Below are 24,776 nucleotides of genomic sequence, written 5' to 3'. Positions count from 1 at the left end.
AGTAAAAGCGCCAATATAGCGCTTTCACTGTTGCTTTCCTACTTTTTACGTTGAAGTACTAGCGGCCACTCACTGCCAGGGGCGCTGCGCCTTTAGTTGCTGTTCAAAGGCATCAATTTGAGCATTGTATTGCTCAGTCACACCGATAAAATCCAGGCCACTTAACAACCGCTCTTTCACGTCTGCACGCACCGAGAAAGTAATCGGTGCAAAGCGTGAACTGCGCAGCTGCTGATTCGCCAAGTCCACCTCAATATGCAGTGCTTGCTCAGACTCACACAGTGCAAATAAGGCATCCAGCTGCGCGCTCGCCAAGGCGATAGTCAACATTTGGTTATTAGCACAGTTATTAAAGAAGATATCAGCAAAGCTCTCGGCAATGATCACCGAAAACCCATATTGCTTCAGTGCCCAGGGGGCGTGCTCCCGTGACGAACCACAGCCAAAATTATCACGGCTAAGAAGAATACTGGCCCCTTGGTATTGCGGGTAATTAAGCACAAACTCTGGATCGGGTTGGCCATCGCCAAGGTAACGCCAATCATAAAACAAGGCTTTATCGAACCCATCTCGACTGGTGGAGGTTAAAAATTGCTTGGGGATAATCTGGTCGGTGTCGACATTATTCTTATCCAACGGGGCCACTAGCCCCTGATGAAAACAGCTCATTGTGCCTCTCCTTGAATATCAGTAAAGCGCCCAGTTATTGCGGCAGCAGCGGCCATCGCCGGACTCACCAAATGGGTGCGCCCACCCCGCCCTTGGCGTCCTTCAAAATTGCGGTTGGAGGTCGACGCACAACGCTTGCCCGGAGCGAGTCGGTCATCATTCATAGCTAAACACATGGAACACCCAGGCTCTCGCCATTCAAAGCCCGCGGCTTTGAAAATATCCGCCAAGCCTTCTTCCTCAGCCTGCTGTTTTACCAGTCCTGAGCCGGGCACAATTAACGCTTCTATGTCTTTGGCTACCTGCTGACCGGCGACCACCGCAGCGGCCGCGCGCAAGTCCTCGATGCGGCTGTTGGTACATGAGCCAATAAACACCGTATCGACACAGATATCACTGATCTTTTGCCCAGGTCGCAAATCCATATACTTTAAGGCACTGCGAATAGCATCAGCCTTTATCAAATCCGTCTCTTTATCCGGATCGGGAATAACCTCATCCACGCCCAGCACTTGCTCTGGACTGGTACCCCAGGTGACTTGTGGCTGCACCTGCTGAGCATCAATGTCGATGATCTTATCGAAGTGCGCGTCAGCATCCGAGTGCAAAGTGCGCCAATAGGCAACGGCCTTATCAAAGTCTTCGCCTTGCGGAGCAAAAGGCCGCCCCTTAATATACTCATAGGTGGTTTCATCGGGGGCAATAAGTCCTGCTTTGGCCCCCATTTCAATGCTCATATTGCACAGCGTCATACGCGATTCCATCGACAAAGCGCTAATTGCCTCGCCACAGAACTCGGCAACATAACCGGTGCCACCCGCCGTTCCTAACTGGCCGATTATAGCCATAATTAGGTCTTTCGCTGTTGCCGTGCTTCGCAGCTTGCCATGAACGTGAATTTTTAACGACTTCGCCTTTTTTTGCTGCAATGTCTGGGTGGCAAGCACGTGCTCAACCTCGGACGTACCAATACCGTGAGCCAATGCCCCAAACGCACCATGCGTGGAGGTATGGCTATCACCACAGACAATGGTAGTCCCGGGCAGCGTGATCCCCTGCTCGGGACCCATCACATGCACAATGCCCTGATTAATGGAGTTGAGGTCGTACAATCTAATGCCGAATTCATCACAATTCGCCTGCAGTGCCAGCAACTGGTTACGCGAGACAGTACTTGCGGCATCCAAAGAGCGAGATTTGGTCGAGACGTTGTGATCCATGGTTGCGAAGGTTTTTTCTGGACAACGTACGGTGCGATTTTTCTCGCGCAATCCGGCAAAGGCTTGGGGTGAGGTGACCTCATGCACAAGATGACGGTCTATGTACAGTAAGTCGGTTTGTTCGTTTAGGCTGGCGACGCAATGAGCCTGCCAAATTTTATCGTATAACGTGTATGCCACTTGCTACATCCTTTTACTAGTTAAATGCGCTCGACGATGGCTGCCGCTACATCGCGCGTGGTATAGCCTGCATCGGGAAAGATATCTGGCGTGCCAACCCCTGCAGCTACGGCTTCGGCTACGGCTTTCTCAATACGCCGTGCAGCCTCGTCTTGCGCTAATGAGTAGCGCAACATCAATGCCGCACTAAGTATTTGCGCAATGGGATTAGCGACCCCTTTACCAGCAATATCTGGTGCCGAGCCGCCGGCAGGTTCATATAAACCGAAGCCGGATTGATTAAGACTAGCCGAGGGCAACAACCCCATAGAGCCGGTGATCATGGCGCACTCATCGGACAAAATATCGCCAAACAAGTTGTCACACAGCAGCACGTCAAACTGGCTCGGCTGCTTCACGAGCTGCATCGCGGCATTATCAATGTAGATATGATCGAGCGTAACATCGGGGTAATCTTTACTTACGTCATTCACTACCTCTCGCCACAACACACTGGTGGCCAAGACATTGGCCTTATCTACCGAGGTAACATGATTGTGGCGCAGCCGCGCCGCTTCAAAAGCAAACCGAGCGATGCGCTCAATTTCACTACGAGCATAGGTTTGCGTATCAAACGCAGCTTCGTGCTGCCCTTCACCACTGCGTCCTTTCTCTCCGAAATAAATCCCTCCTGTTAACTCGCGTACACAGAGTATATCGAAGCCGTGAGCGCTAATATCTTGGCGCAGCGGAGAGGAGGTGCTCAGCGCAGGCAATAATTGCGCCGGGCGTAAATTACAAAATAACCCGAAGTGCTTGCGTAGCGGCAATAATGACGCCCGCTCTGGCTGTTGCTCAGGAGGGAGGTTTTCCCACTTTGGTCCCCCTACGGCACCAAACAGTATTGCGTCAGCGGTTTCACATGCCGCCAGCGTTTGCTCCGGCAGCGCTACACCAAACTCATCAATGGCGCCGCCGCCAACGGCGTGATGGTGCAGGTTAAGGCTAAAGCCAAATTCGCGACTGCATGCCGCTAATACCATTTCTGCTGCGGCCATCACTTCTGGACCAATGCCATCGCCGGGTAATACAGCGATACTGTAACTGTTTTGACTCATCCTGCTTTCCTTTGTTGCTGCTTTAAGCTCGACACTTGCTGTGCTCGATGAATAATGTTGTAAACGCGGATCATGGCACGTACCGACGCTTCGACGATGTCGGCGGCAAGCCCCGCGCCGTGATAGGTACGCCCCTGATATTGGGCAATAATGTCAACCTGGCCTAAAGAGCTAGCTCCTTGCCCGGTGGCATCTAAGTTGTATTCAATCACCTCCACCGCCATGCCGGTTAGTCGGGCTATGGCAGCAAAAGATGCTTCTACCGGGCCGTTGCCCGTGGCAGCTTCTTGACGCTGTTCACCAGCAATGCTCAAGCCGATGGTCGAACTGGCGACTGATTGTGAGTTCGACGTGGAATTAACAAACTGCAACTGGTAATAATCGTCTTTATCGGTGATTTGATTGAAATAAATAATGGCTTCAAGGTCGTAGTCGTATACCGTGCCTTTTTGATCGGCTAACTCCAAAAAGCTGGCGTATAAGCTATCCATATCGTAGTCACCGCCTTGATAACCTAGTTCACTCAAGCGATGTTCTATAACATGGCGGCCCGAGCGCGAGGTCATATTCAGTTGATTATTGGGCACTCCAACACTCTCTGGCGACATGATTTCATAGGTATTTTGCGCCTTGAGTACACCGTCTTGGTGAATACCTGAGCTGTGGGCAAAAGCATTTTCGCCGACAATGGCCTTATTCGGCTGCACTGGCATATTGCAGATCTTAGCGACCTGGCGCGATGCCCGATATATCTCTTCACTGCGAATATCGCTGTGTACTTGCAAATGGTCTTGGCGCATTTTCATGATCATCGCCACTTCCTCTAACGAGCAATTTCCAGCGCGCTCACCAATGCCATTAATGGTGCATTCGATTTGTCGTGCTCCCGCTTGCACAGCGGCAATAGAGTTGGCTACTGCTAAGCCTAAATCATTATGGCAATGCACGCTTAAGCGTGCTTGATCAATATTGCTAACATGCGTTTTGAGATAACGGATCATGGCCGCGTATTCATCTGGAGTAACATAGCCGACCGTGTCAGGCAGATTAATGGTGCTGGCGCCAGCGGCAATGGCGCGCTCAACGACGTAACATAAATCATCATGGGGGGTGCGCCCGGCATCTTCGCAGGAAAACTCAACGTCATCGGTGTATTGGCGGGCTTGGCTAATTGCTTGCACCGCCATGTCGGTGGCCTCGGCAAGCGTCATGCGTAGCTTATGTTCTAGGTGCAGTGGACTGGTGGCGATGAAGGTATGTATACGGGCCCGCTGCGCGCCCTTGAGCGCCTCCCCGCATGCTTCAATGTCTTTGCTCACTGCTCGTGCTAAGCCACAAATAATGGGCCCTTGCACCTCATTAGCAATACGCTGGACGGCACGGAAATCAGCAGGGCTGGACACCGGGAAACCAACTTCCATCACATCCACGTTAAGACGACTGATTGCATGAGCTAGTTGCAGTTTGTCGTCTTCCGTCAAACTTGCTTTCAATGCTTGCTCACCATCGCGAAGGGTGGTGTCAAATATCCATACCTTGTCTTGCATACTCAGTCCTCTAAAAGATTACCGCCAGAAATAAAAAAACCCCGCTCGGGAGGGCGGGGTTGTGTTCGTTTCGTATTACTAACAATCAATACATCACGCCCCGCTAAAGCTCACAAGGAGTAGCAGGTTTAGGAGCAATGTAATGAATTGATTGGTGCGCATAATTGAGCATCGCTGTTAGTAAGATGGCTATTTTTTAACACTAAGAGAACAGCGGGGCAAGCATAGATATTCCAAAAATACCGGTTAAAACCCGCAACTAAAGAAATATAAATCCAACAAAAACAGCCAAACTGAATTAATATAACAAATTAGAGATTAAGAGAACAAAGAAGGCGCTCGAGAAACAGAAATAGCGCCAAGGTTATTTTATTTTCCAAAAGCGTTTATTTGCTCGCTTTTTGTGCATAGTGGTTGCCGCCATGAGAGATATAACGCAGCTGCCAAATCAGCCGTTCTATTAACTCCTCACGCGACTGCCCTTCTAGGTCGAGCGCTTCTGCGCCAGATGTGAACACTATAGTAACCATGGCTTCGGCTTGCATATGGGCGTGCGAGGCATCACAGCGCGTCTCGCTTTCCAAATAATGCGCTAATTCGAGGATAAAATGCTTAATTTCTCGGGCCACGGCGGCACGAAACGCTTTTGAGGTGCCTGAGCGCTCGCGCAATAGCAGTCGAAACTGATTCGGTTGATTATCGATAAACTCCAAAAAGGTCAGTACCGATGTGGAAATGACGCTGCCACCACTGGCTATTCGTCGCCGAGCTTGACGCATTAGCTGACGCAGAGTCAGGCCTGCCTCATCGACCATAGTTAAGCCCAGCTCATTCATATCTTTAAAGTGGCGGTAGAAAGAAGTGGGAGCAATCCCCGCCTCGCGCGCGACTTCACGCAAACTCAAGTTGGAAAAGCTATGTTCAGCACTGAGCTGATTGAATGCTGCTTCTATCAGAGCTTGACGAGTTTTTAGTTTTTGCTGGGCGCGAACTCCGGCCATCTTTGCCACCTAAGCAGTTAAAAACTTAAGTCTAATACTTGACGCTAAAGGATTGAACCTCTATTTTAGCGTACAGTTGTACGCTGAGATTATTTATAGAATAGTTATAGAATGAAAAAACCACCTATTTTGTGGGTCAATGTGCTGTTTTTTAGCCTGTCATTTTTGGCCGCCATTACGTTAGTTCCCTGGTATGGAATCACCTACGGATACACAAGCGCGCACTGGATTGCCTTTATTGCCTGTATGTTTTATGCCGGGCTGTCAATTACGGCTGGATATCACCGCCTGTGGGCGCACAAAGCCTATGAGGCACACCCCGTTATCGAAGTGATTTTCGCACTCGGCGGGGCCTTCGCACTGCAAAACAGTGCGTTGCATTGGAGTAGCGATCACCGTGTACACCACGGCCAGGTTGACGATCCAGTAAAAGACCCCTACGCCGCCACGCGCGGATTCTGGTACAGCCATATTGGCTGGATGCTCAGAGATTATCAGGGTGAACAATACAGTAATTACAACAATGCCCGTGACTTACAGCGCAATAAAGTAGTGATGTGGCAACACCGCCATTATATGAAGCTGGTATGGGCGATGAACCTCGGCCTGCCGCTGCTATTAGGGCTGATCTTTGGTAACGTGCTAGGCATGATGTTACTCGCGGGCTTACTGCGCCTGGTACTATCACAACACTTTACGTTTTTTATTAATTCTTTGGCGCATATTTGGGGTTCACGCCCATACACCGAAAAAAACACCGCCCGCGATAATGGTTTCTTGGCGCTATTAACTTATGGTGAGGGCTATCATAATTTTCACCATATTTTCGCCAGCGACTATCGCAATGGCATTCGTTGGTGGCATTATGATCCGACCAAGTGGCTGATCCGCGCCTGCTCATGGGTCGGCTTAGCGAAAAAGCTAAAACGCACTCCAGTGGAGCGTATTGAGCGCGCCAAAGCACAAACCTTAATGAGTCGTACCCAAGGTAAACTGGCAGCCATTGAAAGTGCTCAGGAAAAACTGGTTTTGCTTCAAAGCGAGTATGATGTACTGTTGAAAAAACTTCAGCATTTTTGCCAAGTGCAAAAGCAAGTACTTGAAGCAAAGCGCGATTCGGTGCTGCAACAATGCGAAAAATCCGCTTTAATGAAGCAATACCATGAATTAGAAGATGCCTGGCAAGCGCAAAAACAAGCTTGGTTAGCCCTCAACGCCCGCTTGCTTAAGGCTCATTGTTAATGCCCTAAGGAGTCACCGTGGCAAAGCAAACAGCAAGCAAAAAACAGCAACCTAAAGCAGAGGCATCGTATCAGTACGATGCCATTATCATTGGCACAGGTCCTGGCGGTGAAGGAACCGCCATGAATCTTGCGAAAAGCAATAAGAAGGTTGCTGTCATTGAACGTCAGCAAGCCGTAGGCGGTGGCTGTGTGCACTGGGGAACCATTCCTTCAAAGGCGCTGCGCCATTCAGTGAGCCGCTATATTGAGTACAAAGCAAATCCGCTATTCAATATCACCGAACGCCCAGGGCGCATTACCTTTGCCGACATCTTGAATCATACCAGTTCAGTTATCTCTAAGCAGTCAAGTTTACGCAGCAGCTTTTACGAGCGTAACCGTATTGACTTGTTTCAAGGAGAAGCCAGTTTCGTTGATAAAACAACGGTGAACGTGCAGCATCAAGATGGTTCGTTTGAACGCTTAAGCGCGCCTATTATTGTAATCGCCACGGGCTCACGCCCTTACCGCCCTAAAGAAATTGATTTTAACCACCCTCGGGTATTCGACAGCGATACCATTTTAAGCCTCAAAGATGATCCTCAGCGCATTCTTATTTACGGTGCTGGCGTGATTGGCTGTGAGTACGCATCTATTTTTAAAGGTTTGGGCATGAAGGTAGACTTGGTCAACACTCGCGACCGTTTGCTGGCCTTTATGGATGATGAAATATCCGACGCTTTAAGTTATCACTTTTGGAACAGTGGCATCTTCATTCGCCATAATGAGGAATTCGACCACGTCGAAACCAAAGACGATGGCATTATCATGCATATGAAATCAGGCAAACGCGTCAAAGCCGACTGCTTATTATTTGCCAACGGCCGAACCGGTAATACTGATACCCTAAACTTGCAAGCCATTGGTCTTAAAGCCGACGGTCGTGGTCAGCTGAAAGTCAACGAGAGCTACCAAACCGAAGTCGATAATGTTTATGCCGTTGGTGATGTGATTGGTTACCCAAGTCTAGCCAGTGCAGCTTTTGATCAAGGCCGTATTTGTGCCGATGCCATTGTTCAAGGTGAGTGCAAAGAAAAGCTGATTATTGATATTCCTGCCGGGATTTATACCATTCCTGAGATGAGTTCAGTGGGTAAAACAGAGCAACAACTTACCGCCGCAAAAATTCCTTATGAGGTGGGTCGCGCCCAATTTAAACACCTAGCTCGAGCGCAAATCGCTGGTACCGACGTCGGTAGTTTAAAAATTCTTTTCCATAGTGAGACTAAAGAAGTACTGGGTGTGCATTGCTTCGGCGAACGCGCCTCGGAGATTGTCCACATCGGCCAAGCTATTATGGAGCAAAAAGGCAGTGGCAATAATGTCGAATACTTTGTTAACACCACCTTCAACTATCCTACGATGGCCGAGGCCTACCGCGTTGCAGCGCTTAACGGGCTAAACCGTTTGGTTTGATACACATCATATATAACTGAAAAAATGGGCATTGTGCCCATTTTTTCTATAAGAGCTCTTGTTCGCCTGTAAAATTATTGTAAACTCTTAAACATATAAGAAAAAAAACAGGTAATGAGGGAATGGGTATACGTGCATTAGGGCTTTGTGCCGCGCTCGGTCTTGCTAGCTTCACCGCTTTCGCTGACTACTCCAGTGCAACAAAAGATCTCAAAAATGAAGATTACACTGCTGCGTTTAACGAATTTAAACAGCTAGCACAACAAGGCCACGCTAAGGCAATGTACGAGCTGGCACGTATGTATGAACTTGGGCTCGGTACCGAGGAAGATATTTACAGTGCATTCTCGTGGTACATGATTGCTTTGGACTTTGGCAACGATGATGCCAAAGATCGCTATCGTAAGATCCGTCGTTTGGTCCCTTCGCGCAAAGAAGGCAAAGATCACTACAAAGCGCTCGCTCGTGATTTTGGTTTTGATGTTCACCAGCGCGTCTTGGCTCCAGTAAAAGATAAATCTGGACATGATGCCCGCTATATCACCGTCAAAAGCAAAGTTGAGCCGGAGTATGGAAGTAGCTTATCTGAAGTACAAAGTGCTTGGGCTACCGTAGGCTTTGACGTTAATCAACAAGGCCAGGTTGTTAACCACCGTGTTATTGCTTCATTCCCTAAAGATGTCATTGATGACGCCGCCCTAGAGGCCATTAGCCAATGGCAATATAAGGTGCCCAACGACTACAGTGGTGAACCGCAAGCCGTTTATGACCTAACCCACACCTTCAAGTTAGAAGCTTCTAAAAAGAGCCATCGTCGCGAGTATGAATCGCAATTAGCTGAGTATGCACAAAAGCTAAAAGCACTGGCCGAAGATGGCAATAACTATGCTCAGGCTCGCTATGCCATGATGCTAGAGAGCGATCTGATTGAACAGTCAAAAGATCACTACCTAGATTGGTATTACCGCGCTGCCCGCAATGGTAACTATGACGCGCAATTGTGGATGGTGCGCTGTTTTGAGTACGGCACCGCGTGTAAAGCCGATAAAGATAAAGCCTTTTCATGGTTAGAGCTTGCAAGTAACAGTGGTAATGAGCGGGCACAGTATCAACTAGCAACTAAGCTACTTGATTATGAAACCATTCATTATGACTTAGATAGAGCTGCAGATATCCTCAGAAAAGCGACTCACAACCAGTATTTACCAGCCATGATCGCATACGCAAAGTTGCTCGCTTTCGCAGACAAAGAGTCAATTCGTAATTACGAAGAAGCGGTAAAATATGCCGAGCTAGCGCGCTCAGATGCGCCTGACAACCCAGTGTTACTGTCAGTACTGGGAGTGGCTTATAGCGAGCTGGGTCGCATGCAACAGGGCGAAAAGTACCTGCGCCAAGCCTATGACGAAGCTAAACGTCGTAATTGGCCAACACAAAACTACTTAGAACTGATGGAAGGCCGCGCATCCATGATGGCCAATGGCACCAGCTTAATATATTAACGCCTGATATAACCTCTTCATTACAAATACAAAAAAGCCCGCGAAAGCGGGCTTTTTATTGCTTAGTAACTCGTTACTTGTGGTATTTACGGCTTAACTCACCTACGGCATTAATAAACGCACCAGCGTGCTCAGGGTTAACATCCGGAGTAATACCGTGGCCTAGGTTAAAGATATGTCCTGTGCCCTCGCCAAAGCCTGCAAGAATAGTTTCAACCTCTGAGCGGATGCGCTCAGGCGAAGCATGCAGCATAGACGGGTCCATATTCCCTTGCAGAGCGACTTGGTCTCCCACTCGGCGCTTAGCATCGGCAATATCAATGGTCCAATCCAAACCGATTGCATCACAACCAGTAGCCGCGATTTTTTCAATCCATTGGCCGCCATTTTTAGTGAACAAGGTGACAGGCACTTTACGACCATCATGCTCCCTGATTAAACCATCAACGATCTTTTGCATGTAACGCAAAGAAAATTCTTCGTAATCACGCGGGCTTAACACCCCACCCCAAGAATCGAATACCATGAGTGATTGCGCACCGGCCTTTACTTGCGCATTCAAATAGCTAGTAACCGAGTCTGCGAGCTTATCCAATAGCAAGTGTAAAGTTTTAGGCTCAGCAAATGCCATTTTCTTAATTTTGCCGAACGTCTTGCTGCTACCGCCTTCAACCATATAAGTAGCAAGTGTCCAAGGCGAGCCTGAAAAGCCTATCAGTGGCACCTCACCTTTTAATTCACGGCGAATAGTACGCACCGCATTCATCACATAGCCAAGCTCGTCTTCAGGGTCTGGAATGGCAAGATTGGCAACTTCTTGATAGCTACTTAATGGGCGCTCAAACTTAGGCCCTTCTCCGGTTTCGAAGTAAAGCCCAAGACCCATTGCGTCAGGAATAGTGAGAATATCACTGAAGAGTATGGCGGCATCTAAAGGGTACCGACGCAGTGGTTGCAGAGTCACTTCACAGGCCAATTCCGCGTTCTTACATAAGCTCATAAAGTCACCCGCTTGAGCTCGTGTAGCGCGATACTCAGGGAGGTAACGTCCAGCTTGACGCATCATCCAGACCGGAGTTTGGTCCACTGGCTGTTTTGCTAGGGCGCGAAGATAACGATCATTTTTCAATTCGCTCATGGCGTGACTCTTTTTTACTGAAAATAAACTGCGATTATTCTAACACAACCGTACTGTGGCACTATGAATTAGATCATTGAATCAGGCAAAATCTTGCGCTTTTAAAAAGATTCACTGTTCAGCTTTTAGTGATTTTTGATAAAAAAAAGTAAATTTTTCTGTTAAAGAACTTGCAACACACATACGACCTTGGTATAACTGTATCCGTTGCTAGAGAACAATAATAAAAAGCTAGAAACACATTAAATAAAAAGAAGCTCGGTTAACGAGACTGCTAAAGAAATTCGGCCACCCTTGCGGTGGCTTTTTCTTTTCTAACTCCTTCCCCCCGCAATACGCCTTGTATAGCCAAGTTTTATGCTGATTCCATACACTTATAGATCGATTAATTCGCAAAAATAGGTTGACCTTTGACGCAGATTTCCTTTTTATAGGGGTATGACCAACGCAGGTTAGGAGAGCAACGATGTTATCGCGGTTGGAAAAAGCACAACAGAAATGGGGCGGCAGCCACACAGTTATTGATAAATGGTTAGCAGAGCGCCAGGAGCTGCTTGTGCAGTACTGCAATATGGCGGGCAATTCGCACAACGCGAAGCATGATAAAGCATTGCCCGAGCCGGCGACTATTCAGCAATTTTGTCAGTTGTTAATGGATTACTTATCTGCCGGACACTTTGAAATCTATGATGACATCGTTAAGCAATGTGAAAGTCGTGGACCAGAGAGCTTAGAGCTGGCTCAATCCCTTTACCCACAAATTTCTGCAACTACAGATGTGGCTTTAGACTTTAACGACAGCTACGCCGAGGTTAAAGGTGATGACCTGATGGAAAACTTCGACAATGACTTGTCAGCATTAGGGGAAGCACTTAGCACCCGCTTTGAATTAGAGGATGAACTGATTCACAACCTCTACACCAATCATACATAGAAAAATAAAGCCTCAGCAAAAAGGAGGCGTTATTTTTAGTGCTTTACAGGCACAAAAAAAGAGAGCCTAGGCTCTCTTTTTTTATCTAGCTACTTATTCTGCTGCAGCTTCTTCTTTAGGCTTAACAATCTCTAGCAACTCAACTTCAAATACTAAAGTAGAGTTAGCTGGGATCTTGCCAAGGTCACGCTCGCCATAAGCTAGCTCTGACGGAATAGTAAATTTGTACTTCGCACCTACAGGCATAAGTTGTAGGCCTTCAGTCCAACCTGGGATCACACGATTAAGTGGGAAGGTAGTCGGTTCGTTGCGTGAGTATGAGCTGTCGAACTCAGTGCCATCAAGTAAAGTACCTTTATAGTGTACTTTTACAGTATCTGTTTCAGCAGGTTTTTCACCATCGCCTTGCTCAAGTACTTCGTACTGCAGGCCTGACTCAGTGACTTCAACGCCTTCTTTTTTAGCATTCTCAGCAAGGTACTTCTCGCCTTCTGCTAGGTTTTCTTGTGCTGCCGCTTTCGCCTGCTCTTGTTGCTTAGCGCGAACAGACTCGTCTAGTGCAGTCAGTACTTCACGGATTTTTTCTTCTTCGATTTTTGCATCACCAGCAAGTGCATCTTTAAAACCACGTAACATAAGCTCTTGATCAAGCTCGATACCCAGTTCTTTTTTATCCGCTAAATCTTTGTTTAAGAAGTTACCAACAGACGCACCAATGCCATAAGATTGCTGCTGAGCTTCGGTTTCTAGTTTTACTTCTTTTACCTCTGGCTTAGCCGCTTCTTGATTACACGCCGTAAGTGCTAGTACAGACGCTGCAACGAGCGATAGCTTAATTGTTTTTTTCATACATAGTCTCCAGCAACTTGGTGTTGCCATTTTAAGGTTACAAAACTAAATTTTGATTAGAGTTAGCATAAAGCTAGCTCTGGCTTTCAACTCCAGCATGAGGCTGTTTTTCTAATTACTTTAATGAAATAATTAGGAAAACAACCTAGAGTTGTGACTTCTAGTCTAACTGCTTGCGACAGCAGAGTTAAGGGACGCTGGTAAATTTATGTTAATAATTCGCTCATTCTCCATTGTTATCTGCTTAGCGCTCTTAATTGCTTGCCAGCCACAACATTCGGATGCCATAAAGCAGTATCAACACGCCAGCGCAGGGGCTTTTGATGCCGCCATTTCTGCTGATGGCCAATACAGCTTGGTCTCCACCATAGAACATGGTGTCGCAGTCTGGGACAATCAAGCCAATGCGTTAAAATTTCAATGGTACCTTAAAGAAGATGAACAGAATCCTGTTATCGCATTAGCTATTGCCGACGACAATAGCACCGCTGTCACGGCAACTAAAACAGAGTTTGCAGTGTGGGATATACAAAGCGGTGAGAACCTTGGCTTTTATAGCATTAAGGCGTCTCACATTCGTGACATCGCCATAGCAAATCAAGGCCGTTATGTGCTTTATGGTCGTGCTGATGGGGTCGCTGTGCATGTAGATTTACAAACCGGGCGGCGCATTGAGTTTTTAGGCCATCAAGAGAAAATTAACGCCGTCGCCTTATCACCTAACGGCCGCTACGCGCTAAGCGGTGCCAATGACTACGCAGCTTATCTGTGGGATACGCGAAGTGGCCAAGTGGTCTATCGCTTTAACCATGCTAGTCGCGTCACCCAAGTTGCACTCGACCCTCAAGGGCGCTTCGCTTTTAGTGCTGGGAGCAAACGCCAAGCGAGTATTTGGGATTTGCGCACAGGTGCACAACATAGCCAATTGCAGTATATTGCGCGACAAAAGATTTTCAGCGCGGTGCGCTTTTCCAATGATGGTCAATGGCTGGCTACAGGTTCGCCTAGCCGCGAGCTTGCGCTATGGGAGACTCACTCAGGTAAGCGAGTATTAGACTACCAAGTGGCAGCTAGAGCAAATAGCCAGCCAAAATCTGCGGTGGTGTTTGCCGTCGCCTTTACCAACAACAATCAATTACTCACAGAGAGCTCCAGCGGCTTAAGTGAATATTTCAATATAAAGGGCATGCCATGAACCAATTAGAAACACGTATAGAGAACCTTGAAGCCAAGGTAGCGTTTCAAGACGAAACGATTGATGTGCTCAATGATGAAATCAAGGCCCACCAGCAGCAACTCGCTAAAATGCGCCGACAAATGGAATTACTGGGTGAGAAGCTAAGAGAAGTGCAAAGTAACTCCGGCGGCACGCAAGAACTTGAGCCACCACCGCCGCATTATTAATTATTCCGGCTTGAAGACGCCAATCACTTGTTCAAACTGACGCGTGGACGCCTGCACGGCGTTTTCGGGCTGGGTCATAATATGGCCACATTGCACGCACTGCACTTTTTCTACATCGTGCTCTTTATATAGCATCATGGTGTCCATTTGCTGACATTCAGGGCAGCTAGCCCCTGCGATAAAGCGCTTTTTCTGTTTCATTATCATTACCTCTTTGGCCATCGCCGCGTGTGGCTCGGTGCAGCAACTGTCGCTAGTGTATCACAAAAACTTTCCCGCTTGAGTGTGCTGGCCGTGTTATCATTCGCACATTACTAATTAGCGTGCAGTCACTATGATTCAGATTACCGATATCGAGCTTTTACGCGGCCCTAAATGCTTGTTAAAAAATGCCAATGCCACCTTGTTCCCGCAGCATAAAGTGGGCCTGGTGGGCAGCAACGGGTGCGGTAAATCAAGCCTGTTTGCCCTACTCAAAGGTGAGCTACAACTCGATGCAGGCAACGCTAAGGTGCCAAAAGAGTGGTCTATAGCCTCGGTAAAGCAGGAAACGCCTGCATTGGCGATCACTGCCTTGGAATACGTGCTACAAGGTAATCCGGATTACTACGCGTTGCGTTGTCAGCTTAAACAAGCAGAGCAACAAGGCGATGGCGAGACACAAGCTCAAGTGCACCAACAGCTTGAGCTGATGAAGGGCTATAGTATTGAGGCCAAAGCTGGCGAATTGCTGCATGGCCTCGGCTTTTCCAATACCCAAATAGACTATGCGGTCAGTGACTTCTCTGGTGGTTGGCGTATGCGCTTGAATTTGGCGCAAGCGTTGATCCGTGATGCCGATTTATTGTTGCTGGATGAACCTACTAACCACCTAGACTTAGACGCTGTATATTGGCTCGAACGATTTTTACGCAGTTATGCCGGGACCTTGGTGCTGATTTCTCACGACCGGGAGTTTTTAGATGCAGTAGTCGGTGAGATTTGGCATATCGATCAGCAGCAAATTAATGTTTATAAAGGTAACTACTCTCAATTTGAGCGACAAAAAGCCGAGCGTTTAGCGCAACAACAAGCGCAATTCGACAAGCAACAAGAGCAAATTGCTCACCTGGAAAAGTTTATTACCCGTTTTAAAGCGAAAGCCAGCAAGGCCAAACAGGCGCAAAGCCGCGTGAAAGCGCTGGAGCGCATGGAAAAACTGGCGCCTGCGCATGTCGACTCGCCGTTTGATTTTAGCTTTGCAGAGCCGGATGCCCTGCCCAACCCCTTGATTGCCCTCGATGGCGCCCAGGCCGGCTATGGTGATACCACTATTTTACACAGTATTAAGTTAAATCTAGTCCCGGGCAGCCGCATTGCCTTACTCGGGCGCAATGGCGCAGGTAAATCGACATTAATTAAGCTACTAGCCCAAGAGTTGGCCCCGCAAGCGGGTGATGTATTTTTCCACCAAGGCCTCAAAGTGGGTTACTTTGCCCAGCACCAGCTTGAAGCGCTTGATTTACAAGCAAGCCCGGTAACCCATTTGCAGCGCCTAAACCCACAGGCCAGCGAACAGTCGCTACGCGACTTTTTGGGTGGCTTTGCCTTTATCGGCGATAAAGCACTAGACCCTGTAGCGCCGTTTTCAGGCGGTGAAAAAGCACGTTTGGTATTGGCCATGTTAGTGTATCAAAAGCCCAACTTACTGCTGCTGGATGAGCCCACTAACCACCTTGATTTAGAGATGCGCCATGCCCTCGTGATGGCGCTACAAAGTTTTGATGGCGCCATGGTCACCGTGTCCCACGATCGCCACCTACTGAAAAATACCGCCGATGAGTTTTACTTGGTTGATAGCGGCGAAGTTCGCCAGTTTGGCTATGACTTAGATGCTTACTACCAGTGGCTAACGAAGGCTAACCAAGAGCAAAAGCCGACTCAGGTTGAGCCCGATAAAGCCAACTCCAGCGCCAACAGAAAAGAGCAAAAACGCAAAGAAGCAGAGTTTCGCAAACATGTGCAACCGCTAAAAAAGGCCATCGACAAGCTAGAAAAACAGCTCGATACACTCGCGCCCAAGCTGGCCGATATTGAAAGTCAGCTCAGCGACAATAGTGTTTACGAGGAGCAGCATAAAGAGAGACTAAAACAATTATTGGCTCAGCAGAGCGATTATGCTCAGCAGCAGGAGGCTGCCGAAGAACAACTGCTCGAGCATATGGATGAACTTGAGCAACAGGAGCAGGCCTTTTATGAAAGCAATTGATGCCGCCGACTTTTGGCAGTTCAGCCTAAGTGTGTATGACAATGAGCAAGTACAAAAAACCTTGCTTAATTGGCAAAATGATTATGGTCTGAACGTCAATCTGTGTTTATTCTTGGCTTACTTAGATTATCAACATGTGGCACTTCAAGCACAGCAGTTAGACTCCTTGATAGCCAGTATTGGCGACTTTAATGAGCATGCACTGCAACCACTGCGTGATATTCGCGGTTACCTCAAACGCAACCAAAGCAGTGTTGTGAACTACAATAATATTCGCACACAGATACTGGACTTAGAGCTGGCCATGGAAAAGCTGCAGCAGCATCAACTTGTGAGCGCCTGCAACACCTTAACTCTGCGCCATAATACCCAGGCTTTTAACCTCGCGTTGTATTTACCTAATGCGTTATTGCCATTAAAAGCTGATCTGGATCAAGCTCTACACCAAAGCCCTGCGTAAGGCCAACACGATATTGATCTAGGTCATATCTCATCCCCCTGGCGTCCCCTACACTTAACACATCAAAGGAACAGGAGACGCCACCATGCAAGTATTTTTTCGCGACTTTTTCTCAGACCCAGTATTGTTTTTGTCGTTCGGCTTCCTCACTGTAGTGATCCTACTTTGCTTGTTTTATGTGGGCTTTTTTATCAAGAAAGTAATGGACGCTGAGGTTCCTGAAGGACAGTAACAACCAATCACCTCCTCGCTGTGCGAGGTGATAACCAACCAAATTAAGCACGACGCACAAAGCCTCCTCTAATCTCGGTATTAGCGGGGGCTTTATTTTTGTGTCTATAGCCAGCAGTGAAAGTTTGATACTATTGGGCTCTGGATATTCTTGGTTAACATGTTGTGAGCACACATTTTACTCCTGCTTGGTGGATGCCAGGCCGTCACTTACAAACTATCTTACCGCGCTATTTTCGTCCCGGCTTTAAAGTGGCTTATCACCGCGAAGTGATCACCACCGAAGACGATGACTTCCTCGACCTCGCCTGGGCACAGCCCGCACAACCCGATAAGCCGTTGGTGATTATTTTGCATGGCTTGGAAGGCAATATAGATAGTTTTTATGCTAAAGGCATGATGAAGGCGCTGCAGCAATCAGGACTTGATGCCGTATTAATGCATTTTCGTAATTGCTCTGGCGAAGTGAACCGCCAACCTCGCGCTTATCATAGTGGTGAAACCGAGGATCTGGGATTTTTAATTCGCACTTTGCAGCAACGCTTTGGCCAACGCCCCTTAGCGGCCGTGGGCTTTTCGTTAGGGGGAAATGTACTGGCCAAATATCTGGGTGAGCAAGGTGAAAAAAGTGGTCTCAGCGCTGCGGCAGTGGTCAGCGCTCCCCATGACTTATCCAGTTCATGTCAGGTGATCCGTAAGAGCCTAGGAAAGATTTATCAGCACTACCTACTCGGTAGAATGAAAAAGTCCATGGCGCGTAAACTTCCCCAACTGCAAGACACGCTGGCACTCAATGAACAACAGTTACGCAATATTAATGACCTATGGGATTTTGATAATCAAGTGACGGCGCCGCTGCATGGCTTTACCGATGCTGAGGACTATTACCTAAAGAGCAGTGCCAAGCCCTATTTAAAACGCATAGCCACCCCCACATTAATAATTCATGCCGAGGATGATCCGATGCTGGCACCCGAAGCCGTGCCACGCCCTGAGGATGTGTCACATGCCGTCGACTTACGCGTATCCAAGCGCGGAGGCCATGTTGGATTTATTAGCAATAAAGGCCTATTTGGGGTGGAGTTTTGGCTCGAGAAAGCCGTCCCAGAGTTTTTTGCCAAGCACCTAGGACAATCATGATTATTCCCTATAAAGAACTAAGTAAAGAAGCACTTACCAACCTTATAGAGCAGTTTATCCTGCGTGAAGGGACCGACTATGGTGAAACCGAAGTGGGCAACCAAACTAAAATTGAGCAGGTTCTTACACAACTGAAAAACGGCGAAGCACTGATTGTGTACTCTGAGCTTCATGAAGAAGTGAACATTATGAGTGCACAGCAGTTTAAGCAAATGCAGGCCGAAGAAGGGGATTATCAAATCGATCGCGATGAGTTTTAACTCATCGCCCCAGAGCATACAAACTCAATAAGGCACTAACGCCTGCGAATCCAGCAACGCTTTGCAAAACACCTCTCGCACATGTCGCTCAAGCACTTTCCAAAGGTTCACTGATCCGCACCGGCTAAATAAAAAGCGCTCAGTTATTCATAAACTCTTGGATAAAAGCCTCGCTAGCGACGTTTAAACATTGTGTAGTGATGTTGGCATCCATCAACTGCCTGCGACCAAACCGACTACCTGTACACCGCCCTATTTTGCCACCCCATTCAGTCGCTTGTGCACGCGATGTAATTGCATTTGGCACCTGCGGAGCAATAGACGCCATGCACTCGGAAAGGTGGTTTTGAGTATGCTGCACACATTGATTGAAATTATAAGTGAAACAAACACGGGCAAATTGCTCGGGCTGACAAAACATCTCCGGAAACTGTTGTTCAAACATATCGAGGAAATGATCCGATGCTAGCTCTTTTTGCGCCAAAGAACTCAGGGGAAGAAGCGAGATAAACGCAATTATCGCCTTTTTCATTATATGTTCTCAACAGGATAAGTTTGATTCGCGGTACCGGTCGAACTGTTGTATAAGATGGCATTTTCAGGTGGCATTGCGTACTCCTTGCTAAAACGAACTTCCTTGCTGTCTACATTATATGCACGGCTGTTCGCTTGGCAACCACCGCGCTGCACTTGAGTTACCGGCTAATTCTAGCGACAATGGTTCACTCACTACGATAACAATAAAGAGCGGCAGATATGAAACTTTCCACCCTAGGCGCAGCGCTAGCAATCGCACTAGGCAGCACAAGTGTTGCAGCACAGGATGACTACCAGGCATCAGAAAAAGCAATTCAACTGGCAAAAGACAATATTCTTATCGATACCCATATCGATGTACCCTATCGCATTCACAATAAATGGGATGATGTCAGTAAAGCGACCGAACGCGGTGACTTTGATTACCCGCGTGCTATCGAAGGCGGCCTTAACGCGCCGTTTATGTCTATTTACATCCCCGCCCACTTAGAGTTCGAAGGTAAGGGGAAAAGCTACGAGTTAGCAAACCAACTTATTGATATGATGGAGGCGCTCGCATACCGTGCCCCAGACAAATTTGCCATTGCTGATTCAGTGGCCGATGTTGAGCAGCAGTTTAAAAATGGCGTTATGTCGCTGGCAATGGGGATGGAAAATGGCTCACCCATTGAGGGCGAGCTAAAAAATCTGCACCACTTCTATGAGCGTGGTGTGCGCTATATCACTCTTGCGCACTCGCAAAGTAACCACATTTCTGACTCAAGTTACGATATTCGCCGCAAATGGAAGGGGTTGAGCCCATTTGGTAAAGAGTTAGTACAGGAAATGAATAACGTCGGCATGCTTATTGATGTTTCGCATATTTCCGACGATGCATTTTATCAGGTCATGGATATTTCCAACGTACCGGTTATTGCCTCGCACTCATCGCTGCGTAAATACACGCCCGGCTTTGAGCGCAATATGGACGATGACATGCTACTCGCGCTGAAGAAAAATGGCGGAGTGATCCAAATAAACTTTGGTTCTAGCTTTGTGACTAACCAAGCCAACACTTGGTACGACCGCCGTGATGAAGCGCAGCAGCAAGCCAAGCAGTCTGGTAAGGACACCACCGACTTTAAAGCCGCATTCCGTAAAAAGAACCCTTTCCCTTATGCCAGTTTAGAGCAAGTGCTGGATCACATTGATCACGTAGTGGAGCTTATTGGCATCGAACACGTCGGTATTGGCTCTGATTACGACGGTGTTGGCGATTCATTGCCAGTGGGCTTAAAAGACGTGTCGACTTACCCGAACCTAGTACAAGGGCTATTAGATCGTGGCTACAGCGACGCCGACATTAAAAAGATTTTAGGCGAGAATCTACTGCGAGTATGGCGCCAAGCCGAAAGCTACGCCAAAGCCCATTAACTCATAAAGCCCGGTTCATGCCGGGCTTTTTACCGAACGCAGGCGTTTTAAGTGCCGCAGAAAGTTTGATACTGCTCATCACTCGTAGCGGGCGGGTGCTGTAGATAGTGATGTTGTGCTTGCACTTGATAAGGGTCTTTTAAAGCCGCCAGCAAGGGCGCAAGCTTGTCACTGTGGCCTTGCTGTTCAAAGTCCGCAATCACCGCTTCGACTTGATGATTACGGGGGATCACCTGGGGGTTCGCCTTACTCATCAAGGTCGCACTTTGGCGCAAGTGTTGGTTCACCACGCTCTGCCATTGCTCTAACCACGGGCCTAAATCCGCTTCAAGTTGAGCCAAGCCCGCTTGTTTACCTTGGCAATAGTCAGTGAGTTGCGCAAAGGTATTGGTAAAATCCAATTGCTGTTGCTGCATGCTCATCAACAGCTCATTAATTAATGGCTCTTGCTCACCGTCCGTTGCCAGTAATCCCAGCTTACTCATCCACATCTGTTTTAATGCCAAATTAAATTTGTCACCAAATTGGTTTAGCGCATTCGTCAGCGCTTCCACCGCCTGTTCTCGCGACGCCGCAAACAGGTCAATTAAGGTCTCAGCAAAGCGCGCTAAGTTCCAGTTGGCCATTTGTGGCTGATTACCATATGCATAGCGGCCTTGGCGATCTATCGAGCTAAAGGCACGATTAAAATCAAATTGATTGATCATCGCACACGGACCGTAGTCTATGGTCTCACCACTCACCAGGGTATTGTCGGTATTCATAACGCCATGAATAAAGCCTACCCGCATCCACTGTACCACCAGCTCAATTTGCTTCGCCATCACCGCATTAAACAAAGCCAGTAAACGCGCGTCCCCCGTTTCACCTGCCAACTCCGGGTAGTGACGAGCAATAGTTAGCTCCACCAGCTGTTGCAAGGCTTGCGTTTCTTGCTGCGCCGCCAAAAACTGAAAGCTGCCGACGCGGATGTGGCTACTAGCAAGACGGCTGACGATGGCACCGGCACTTGGCTGCTGGCGCATAAGGGTCTCGCCGGTTAAGGCCACGCCTAAACAACGGCTGGTAGGCACACCCAACCCTGCCAGCGCTTCACTCATAATAAACTCACGAATTGCGGGCCCTATGGCACAGAGGCCATCGCCGCCACGAGAAAATTGCGTAGCTCCCGAGCCTTTCAGTTGAATATCCCAGCTTAAACCTTGCTCATCCACTAACGCGCCAAGCAAATGTGCCCGCCCATCTCCCAATAACGGCACATAATTGCCAAACTGATGTCCAGCATACGCTAAGGCCGTGGTTTTCTTCACTCCTTGACCCAGCAGCAAGCGCTTTTGCTCATCGTCGCCTAGGCCAAATTGCTCAGCCAGTGGGGCGTTCCATAACAACACTTGGGCTTGCTCGAAGTGCTTAACTTCGGCCTGGTGACTCAGGGCTGGAATATGTTGATATGGGTTGTGAAGCTTCATAATTGTCCTTAGCTGGCGATGCCAACGCGGTTGTCGCCAACACTGTAGGCGATAAGTAAGCTGAGCTCTTGTAAAGAGCGGCCGCTTTGTTGTTGTAAGTCGTTAAACATTGCTTGAATAGCGGTGAGTGAGCGTTTGCTGTGCAAACCACCGTCGATCACCTCGTGGGCGCGGCAATAGGCTTCCACATCCCGCGATAATACAAAGGTGTCTTTGCCCATACTGCGCAGCGCGTAAGCCCCAGTGTTACCACCTAGGCGCGCTCCCTGTTTTTTCAAATACTGCCACAGGCCAATGATGTCGGTGCTTGGCCACTGCGCTACGAAGTTGCTAAAACTGCCGTGCTGCTGCGCTATTTCATAGATCATATAGCAATTTTCGGGCACCGTTTGTACCTTTTTAAAATTGCGCACGATGCGCTCATCGGCGGCCTTTTGCTCGAGCATTTCTGGCGACATCATCAGCAGCTTATCGATATTGAAGTCCCAAAAAACCTCACGAAACCCTGACCATTTGGCATTAATAACCGACCAATAAAAGCCACTTTGAAATATCTTACGAGTAAATTCTTCTAACCAGGCATCATCACTAAGGCGCTGCAGTTGTGCGCTGCTCAGGGGTTGACTCAATAAGGCTTCTAGCTGCGCGGGCGAGCCTTTTCGATCAAGCGCACGCTCGTATATAGCGCGATAGGTTTCCATAACGTACTTACCAATAGACTCTATAGCCGCTATTTAAACATGCGAGCAGCATCAGGAGAAGGCTCTATAAGCCCATAAAAGTGCCGTTGTTTTGTCGCGCCACTTCGCGCATTAACGTGGAGAACTTGATCATATCCCGTGAGGCCCCGCTATGGCGTTTAAAGGCGATACCATGAATTCGAGCAATGGGTTGATTGCCATGGTTTCGATTGAGGCGATTAATTTGTGCCAACGCTGCATCATAGCTGATACCAGTATAATCATCACCAAACACATACAGGGCTAAATCACCTTGGTAACGGGCATAAGCCTTTAAGCTGGCGGCAATCCCCTCAACCGGTGAACTGTTTGAGCTGCCACTCCAATGCTGCAATCCCCGTAATACCCCGGCTCGTTGCGCTTTACTGTCGCTACGCCATGAACCGAGTTGACTGCCACCTAACACATCACCGTTATCGGATAATACTTGAAAGCCGGTAACTTGAGGGTGGTTGTTAAGTACCTCATCCAGCGTTGTTAACACACGCGGCCAAATTGTCTTCATTGATCCTGAGGTGTCGATAATAAACACCACATAATTACTATCTACCGGAATGCCGCCTACTTCATCATCACGAGCTGGGGCCTGAGCCGCGCTAATGGCTGCTCGTTGGCGTTCAATTAAGCTTTGTTCGAGGCCAGAGGCGGCGTCGCTCAGCTGCTGAACGTTATTTTTGGTACGGGCCACTTGCGCTTCCAGTGCGCGTTGCTGGCTGGCATTGCTGGCACCTTGTGCTTGCGCCTGCGCCAATGCTTGCTCACTTTGCTTAAGCGCTTGCTGTAATTGCTGTAGTTGCTGCTCGGCGCCATCGAGGGCAATCACTAGATTGGCAACTTGACCGGCGTCGTTATACTCGCCCTGATCGGCATTTTTTGCTAACAAAATAAGCATAACAACCGCCCCAAAGGCACAGGAGATAATATCCAAAAACGACAGGCTGAATATCTCTATGGGCTCGCGTCTTTTCATGGCCAACTCCCTGCCGGGCTTATCATTAAGCCACCGGTGGCATTCGCCCAGTTCCAATAAAGAGCCGGAGCTAAAGGGTCGCCCTCAAGCGGTAACAACACAATATGGGTGGGCACCTTAGGGGCCGCCTCGGCAACACTAAACTGATGAATACGCGCACGGCAGTCACCATCAATTGTTTTCATATTGCCGCTCAGGGGTTTGCAGTTTTTAGTTTCCCGAAACCCGGGGGCACCGGCCATCATGGTGGGTAAGCCATCGGTAATGATATACAGGGCATCGAGGTTTTCCAAGGTACTGCGCATCGTCTTTAAAGCGGTATATAAGTCTGTGCCATGCTCTGGCACCAAGGCATCAATATCGGCAACGATGGCTTGCATGCTGGACTCGACTTTGGCCGAGTTGATAGCGCGCAGACCCAGTACTTGGGTGCTGGAGTTAAAGCTTATGACACTGACTTGAGCATTGTTAGGAAGGCGCGCTAACAGCCATTTTGCTACGCGCTTAGTGCGCAGCCATTTGGGCCCTTGCTGTTTTTGCTGCACCGAGCCGATTTTTCGCCGGATCACCTGAATCAACTGCTCATCGGTCATTGACGCACTGGTATCAATCAAGATACCAATACGCTGGCCCTCGACCTTAAGGCCCAACAAGTATTGCTCTTCACCACTCCCACTCAAGGCGACAGGATCATCGGCCTTGGCCGGCCCCGCTGCGGCAATTGACTGCTGCAACTGAGCAACGACCGCTTGTTGCTGCGCTAAGGCCTGCTGCGCCGCTTGTTGAATCACTTGCAATGCCTCCACCCGCGCTTTACTGATCTGCCCATCCGCCTGCGCTTGCTTAACTTGCGCGCTCATATCGTCCAGCTGTGCTTGTGCTGTCTGAACACGCTGATCTGCAGCCGCCAACTGCTGCTGTAAGCGCTCTATTTCGGTGCTGGGCACTGCTGTATAAGCTTGAAACTTAATGACAATTAAAATCAGCAATACCGCGCCAAGGCCACATGCCATGACGTCTAAAAAAGATAGGTTAACCCCCTGCTCAGCGCGGCGTTTAAACATCAGC

Annotated in this window: 25 protein-coding genes; 12 read left to right on the top strand and 13 right to left on the bottom strand. The window is 48.4% G+C overall.

Annotation, left to right across the window (positions count from 1 at the left end; genetic code table 11):
* Positions 1–69 precede the first annotated feature (69 nt).
* From leuD to fabR, 5 genes are all read right to left on the bottom strand, one after another.
* Positions 70–669, bottom strand: a complete 600-nt coding sequence (gene leuD / locus FIU82_RS01025; protein WP_045979521.1) for a 3-isopropylmalate dehydratase small subunit — start codon at positions 667–669, stop codon at positions 70–72.
* Positions 666–2,069, bottom strand: a complete 1,404-nt coding sequence (gene leuC, locus FIU82_RS01020; RefSeq protein WP_138589236.1) for a 3-isopropylmalate dehydratase large subunit — start codon at positions 2,067–2,069, stop codon at positions 666–668. The genes leuD and leuC overlap by 4 nt, the downstream gene beginning before the upstream one ends.
* 20 nt (positions 2,070–2,089) lie before the next feature.
* On the bottom strand, positions 2,090–3,166 hold the full coding sequence (gene leuB, locus FIU82_RS01015) for a 3-isopropylmalate dehydrogenase (RefSeq protein ID WP_022945941.1): 1,077 nt from the start codon (positions 3,164–3,166) through the stop codon (positions 2,090–2,092).
* Positions 3,163–4,713 (bottom strand): 2-isopropylmalate synthase, encoded by a 1,551-nt coding sequence (leuA, locus tag FIU82_RS01010; protein ID WP_152440118.1) that lies wholly within the window; start codon positions 4,711–4,713, stop codon positions 3,163–3,165. Before leuA ends, leuB begins: the two co-directional genes overlap by 4 nt.
* 386 nt (positions 4,714–5,099) lie before the next feature.
* Complete coding sequence (gene fabR / locus FIU82_RS01005) at positions 5,100–5,714, bottom strand: HTH-type transcriptional repressor FabR (RefSeq protein ID WP_022945939.1); 615 nt, start codon at positions 5,712–5,714, stop codon at positions 5,100–5,102.
* 111 nt (positions 5,715–5,825) lie between these two features.
* On the opposite strand from fabR, the gene FIU82_RS01000 reads away from it, so the two are divergent.
* The 3 genes from FIU82_RS01000 to FIU82_RS00990 all read left to right on the top strand — a co-directional run bounded on the left by FIU82_RS01000 (position 5,826) and on the right by FIU82_RS00990 (position 9,915).
* Positions 5,826–6,956 carry a fatty acid desaturase gene (locus tag FIU82_RS01000; protein ID WP_022945938.1) on the top strand — a complete coding sequence of 377 codons (1,131 nt, stop codon included), beginning with the start codon at positions 5,826–5,828 and terminating at the stop codon, positions 6,954–6,956.
* Between the two features lie 122 nt (positions 6,957–7,078).
* Positions 7,079–8,413 carry a Si-specific NAD(P)(+) transhydrogenase gene (gene sthA, locus FIU82_RS00995; protein ID WP_235045757.1) on the top strand — a complete coding sequence of 445 codons (1,335 nt, stop codon included), beginning with the start codon at positions 7,079–7,081 and terminating at the stop codon, positions 8,411–8,413.
* A gap of 122 nt (positions 8,414–8,535) precedes the next feature.
* On the top strand, positions 8,536–9,915 hold the full coding sequence (locus tag FIU82_RS00990; protein WP_138510409.1) for a TonB family protein: 1,380 nt from the start codon (positions 8,536–8,538) through the stop codon (positions 9,913–9,915).
* A 73-nt stretch (positions 9,916–9,988) separates the two neighbouring features.
* Here FIU82_RS00990 and hemE read toward each other — a convergent pair whose 3' ends face one another.
* The gene (gene hemE / locus FIU82_RS00985; protein WP_022945935.1) at positions 9,989–11,053 is read right to left on the bottom strand and encodes a uroporphyrinogen decarboxylase; all 1,065 of its coding nucleotides are present in this window, start codon (positions 11,051–11,053) and stop codon (positions 9,989–9,991) included.
* Positions 11,054–11,519: 466 nt separating this feature from the next.
* Between hemE and FIU82_RS00980 the strand changes: the two genes are divergently transcribed.
* Positions 11,520–11,987 carry an Rsd/AlgQ family anti-sigma factor gene (locus FIU82_RS00980; protein ID WP_022945934.1) on the top strand — a complete coding sequence of 156 codons (468 nt, stop codon included), beginning with the start codon at positions 11,520–11,522 and terminating at the stop codon, positions 11,985–11,987.
* A gap of 93 nt (positions 11,988–12,080) precedes the next feature.
* Here the strand turns inward: FIU82_RS00980 and fkpA are convergent, their stop codons facing one another.
* A complete protein-coding gene (gene fkpA, locus FIU82_RS00975) occupies positions 12,081–12,836 on the bottom strand; it encodes an FKBP-type peptidyl-prolyl cis-trans isomerase (protein WP_022945933.1) in 756 nt (251 codons plus the stop codon).
* 208 nt (positions 12,837–13,044) lie between these two features.
* Between fkpA and FIU82_RS00970 the strand changes: the two genes are divergently transcribed.
* Together FIU82_RS00970 and FIU82_RS00965 are read left to right on the top strand one after the other, a co-directional pair.
* On the top strand, positions 13,045–14,031 hold the full coding sequence (locus tag FIU82_RS00970; protein WP_152440117.1) for a WD40 repeat domain-containing protein: 987 nt from the start codon (positions 13,045–13,047) through the stop codon (positions 14,029–14,031).
* Entirely contained in the window at positions 14,028–14,240 is a 213-nt protein-coding gene (locus tag FIU82_RS00965; protein ID WP_022945931.1) for a SlyX family protein, read from the top strand. The genes FIU82_RS00970 and FIU82_RS00965 overlap by 4 nt, the downstream gene beginning before the upstream one ends.
* Here FIU82_RS00965 and FIU82_RS00960 read toward each other — a convergent pair whose 3' ends face one another.
* Positions 14,241–14,441 (bottom strand): YheV family putative zinc ribbon protein, encoded by a 201-nt coding sequence (locus tag FIU82_RS00960; RefSeq protein WP_022945930.1) that lies wholly within the window; start codon positions 14,439–14,441, stop codon positions 14,241–14,243.
* Between the two features lie 133 nt (positions 14,442–14,574).
* Between FIU82_RS00960 and FIU82_RS00955 the strand changes: the two genes are divergently transcribed.
* The 5 genes from FIU82_RS00955 (at position 14,575) to FIU82_RS00940 (ending at position 18,579) form a co-directional block, all read left to right on the top strand.
* Positions 14,575–16,488 (top strand): ATP-binding cassette domain-containing protein, encoded by a 1,914-nt coding sequence (locus FIU82_RS00955; RefSeq protein ID WP_152440116.1) that lies wholly within the window; start codon positions 14,575–14,577, stop codon positions 16,486–16,488.
* Positions 16,475–16,948: a TIGR02444 family protein gene (locus FIU82_RS00950; RefSeq protein ID WP_172972689.1), complete on the top strand. Its 474-nt coding sequence runs from the start codon at positions 16,475–16,477 to the stop codon at positions 16,946–16,948. Before FIU82_RS00955 ends, FIU82_RS00950 begins: the two co-directional genes overlap by 14 nt.
* Positions 16,949–17,033: 85 nt before the next feature.
* A complete protein-coding gene (locus FIU82_RS18615; protein WP_165381132.1) occupies positions 17,034–17,180 on the top strand; it encodes a hypothetical protein in 147 nt (48 codons plus the stop codon).
* Positions 17,181–17,344: 164 nt separating this feature from the next.
* Positions 17,345–18,319 (top strand): hydrolase, encoded by a 975-nt coding sequence (locus tag FIU82_RS00945; protein WP_026111259.1) that lies wholly within the window; start codon positions 17,345–17,347, stop codon positions 18,317–18,319.
* Positions 18,316–18,579 carry a YheU family protein gene (locus tag FIU82_RS00940; protein ID WP_138547935.1) on the top strand — a complete coding sequence of 88 codons (264 nt, stop codon included), beginning with the start codon at positions 18,316–18,318 and terminating at the stop codon, positions 18,577–18,579. The genes FIU82_RS00945 and FIU82_RS00940 overlap by 4 nt, the downstream gene beginning before the upstream one ends.
* A 139-nt stretch (positions 18,580–18,718) precedes the next feature.
* Here FIU82_RS00940 and FIU82_RS00935 read toward each other — a convergent pair whose 3' ends face one another.
* Entirely contained in the window at positions 18,719–19,111 is a 393-nt protein-coding gene (locus tag FIU82_RS00935) for a hypothetical protein (protein ID WP_138589244.1), read from the bottom strand.
* Between the two features lie 224 nt (positions 19,112–19,335).
* Between FIU82_RS00935 and FIU82_RS00930 the strand changes: the two genes are divergently transcribed.
* Complete coding sequence (locus FIU82_RS00930; protein WP_022945922.1) at positions 19,336–20,529, top strand: dipeptidase; 1,194 nt, start codon at positions 19,336–19,338, stop codon at positions 20,527–20,529.
* Between the two features lie 47 nt (positions 20,530–20,576).
* Here the strand turns inward: FIU82_RS00930 and FIU82_RS00925 are convergent, their stop codons facing one another.
* From FIU82_RS00925 to FIU82_RS00910, 4 genes are all read right to left on the bottom strand, one after another.
* Complete coding sequence (locus tag FIU82_RS00925) at positions 20,577–21,998, bottom strand: YdiU family protein (RefSeq protein WP_152440114.1); 1,422 nt, start codon at positions 21,996–21,998, stop codon at positions 20,577–20,579.
* 8 nt (positions 21,999–22,006) lie between these two features.
* On the bottom strand, positions 22,007–22,699 hold the full coding sequence (locus tag FIU82_RS00920) for a DNA-3-methyladenine glycosylase I (protein WP_152440113.1): 693 nt from the start codon (positions 22,697–22,699) through the stop codon (positions 22,007–22,009).
* Between the two features lie 64 nt (positions 22,700–22,763).
* Positions 22,764–23,708: a hypothetical protein gene (locus tag FIU82_RS00915; RefSeq protein ID WP_152440112.1), complete on the bottom strand. Its 945-nt coding sequence runs from the start codon at positions 23,706–23,708 to the stop codon at positions 22,764–22,766.
* A complete protein-coding gene (locus tag FIU82_RS00910; RefSeq protein ID WP_152440111.1) occupies positions 23,705–24,772 on the bottom strand; it encodes a vWA domain-containing protein in 1,068 nt (355 codons plus the stop codon). The genes FIU82_RS00915 and FIU82_RS00910 overlap by 4 nt, the downstream gene beginning before the upstream one ends.
* Positions 24,773–24,776: the final 4 nt, after the last annotated feature.

The sequence above is a fragment of the Pseudoalteromonas sp. THAF3 genome (genome assembly GCF_009363775.1).
Taxonomy (GTDB): Bacteria; Pseudomonadota; Gammaproteobacteria; order Enterobacterales; family Alteromonadaceae; genus Pseudoalteromonas; species Pseudoalteromonas ruthenica.
This window is presented reverse-complemented; position numbering and strand designations above follow the sequence as displayed.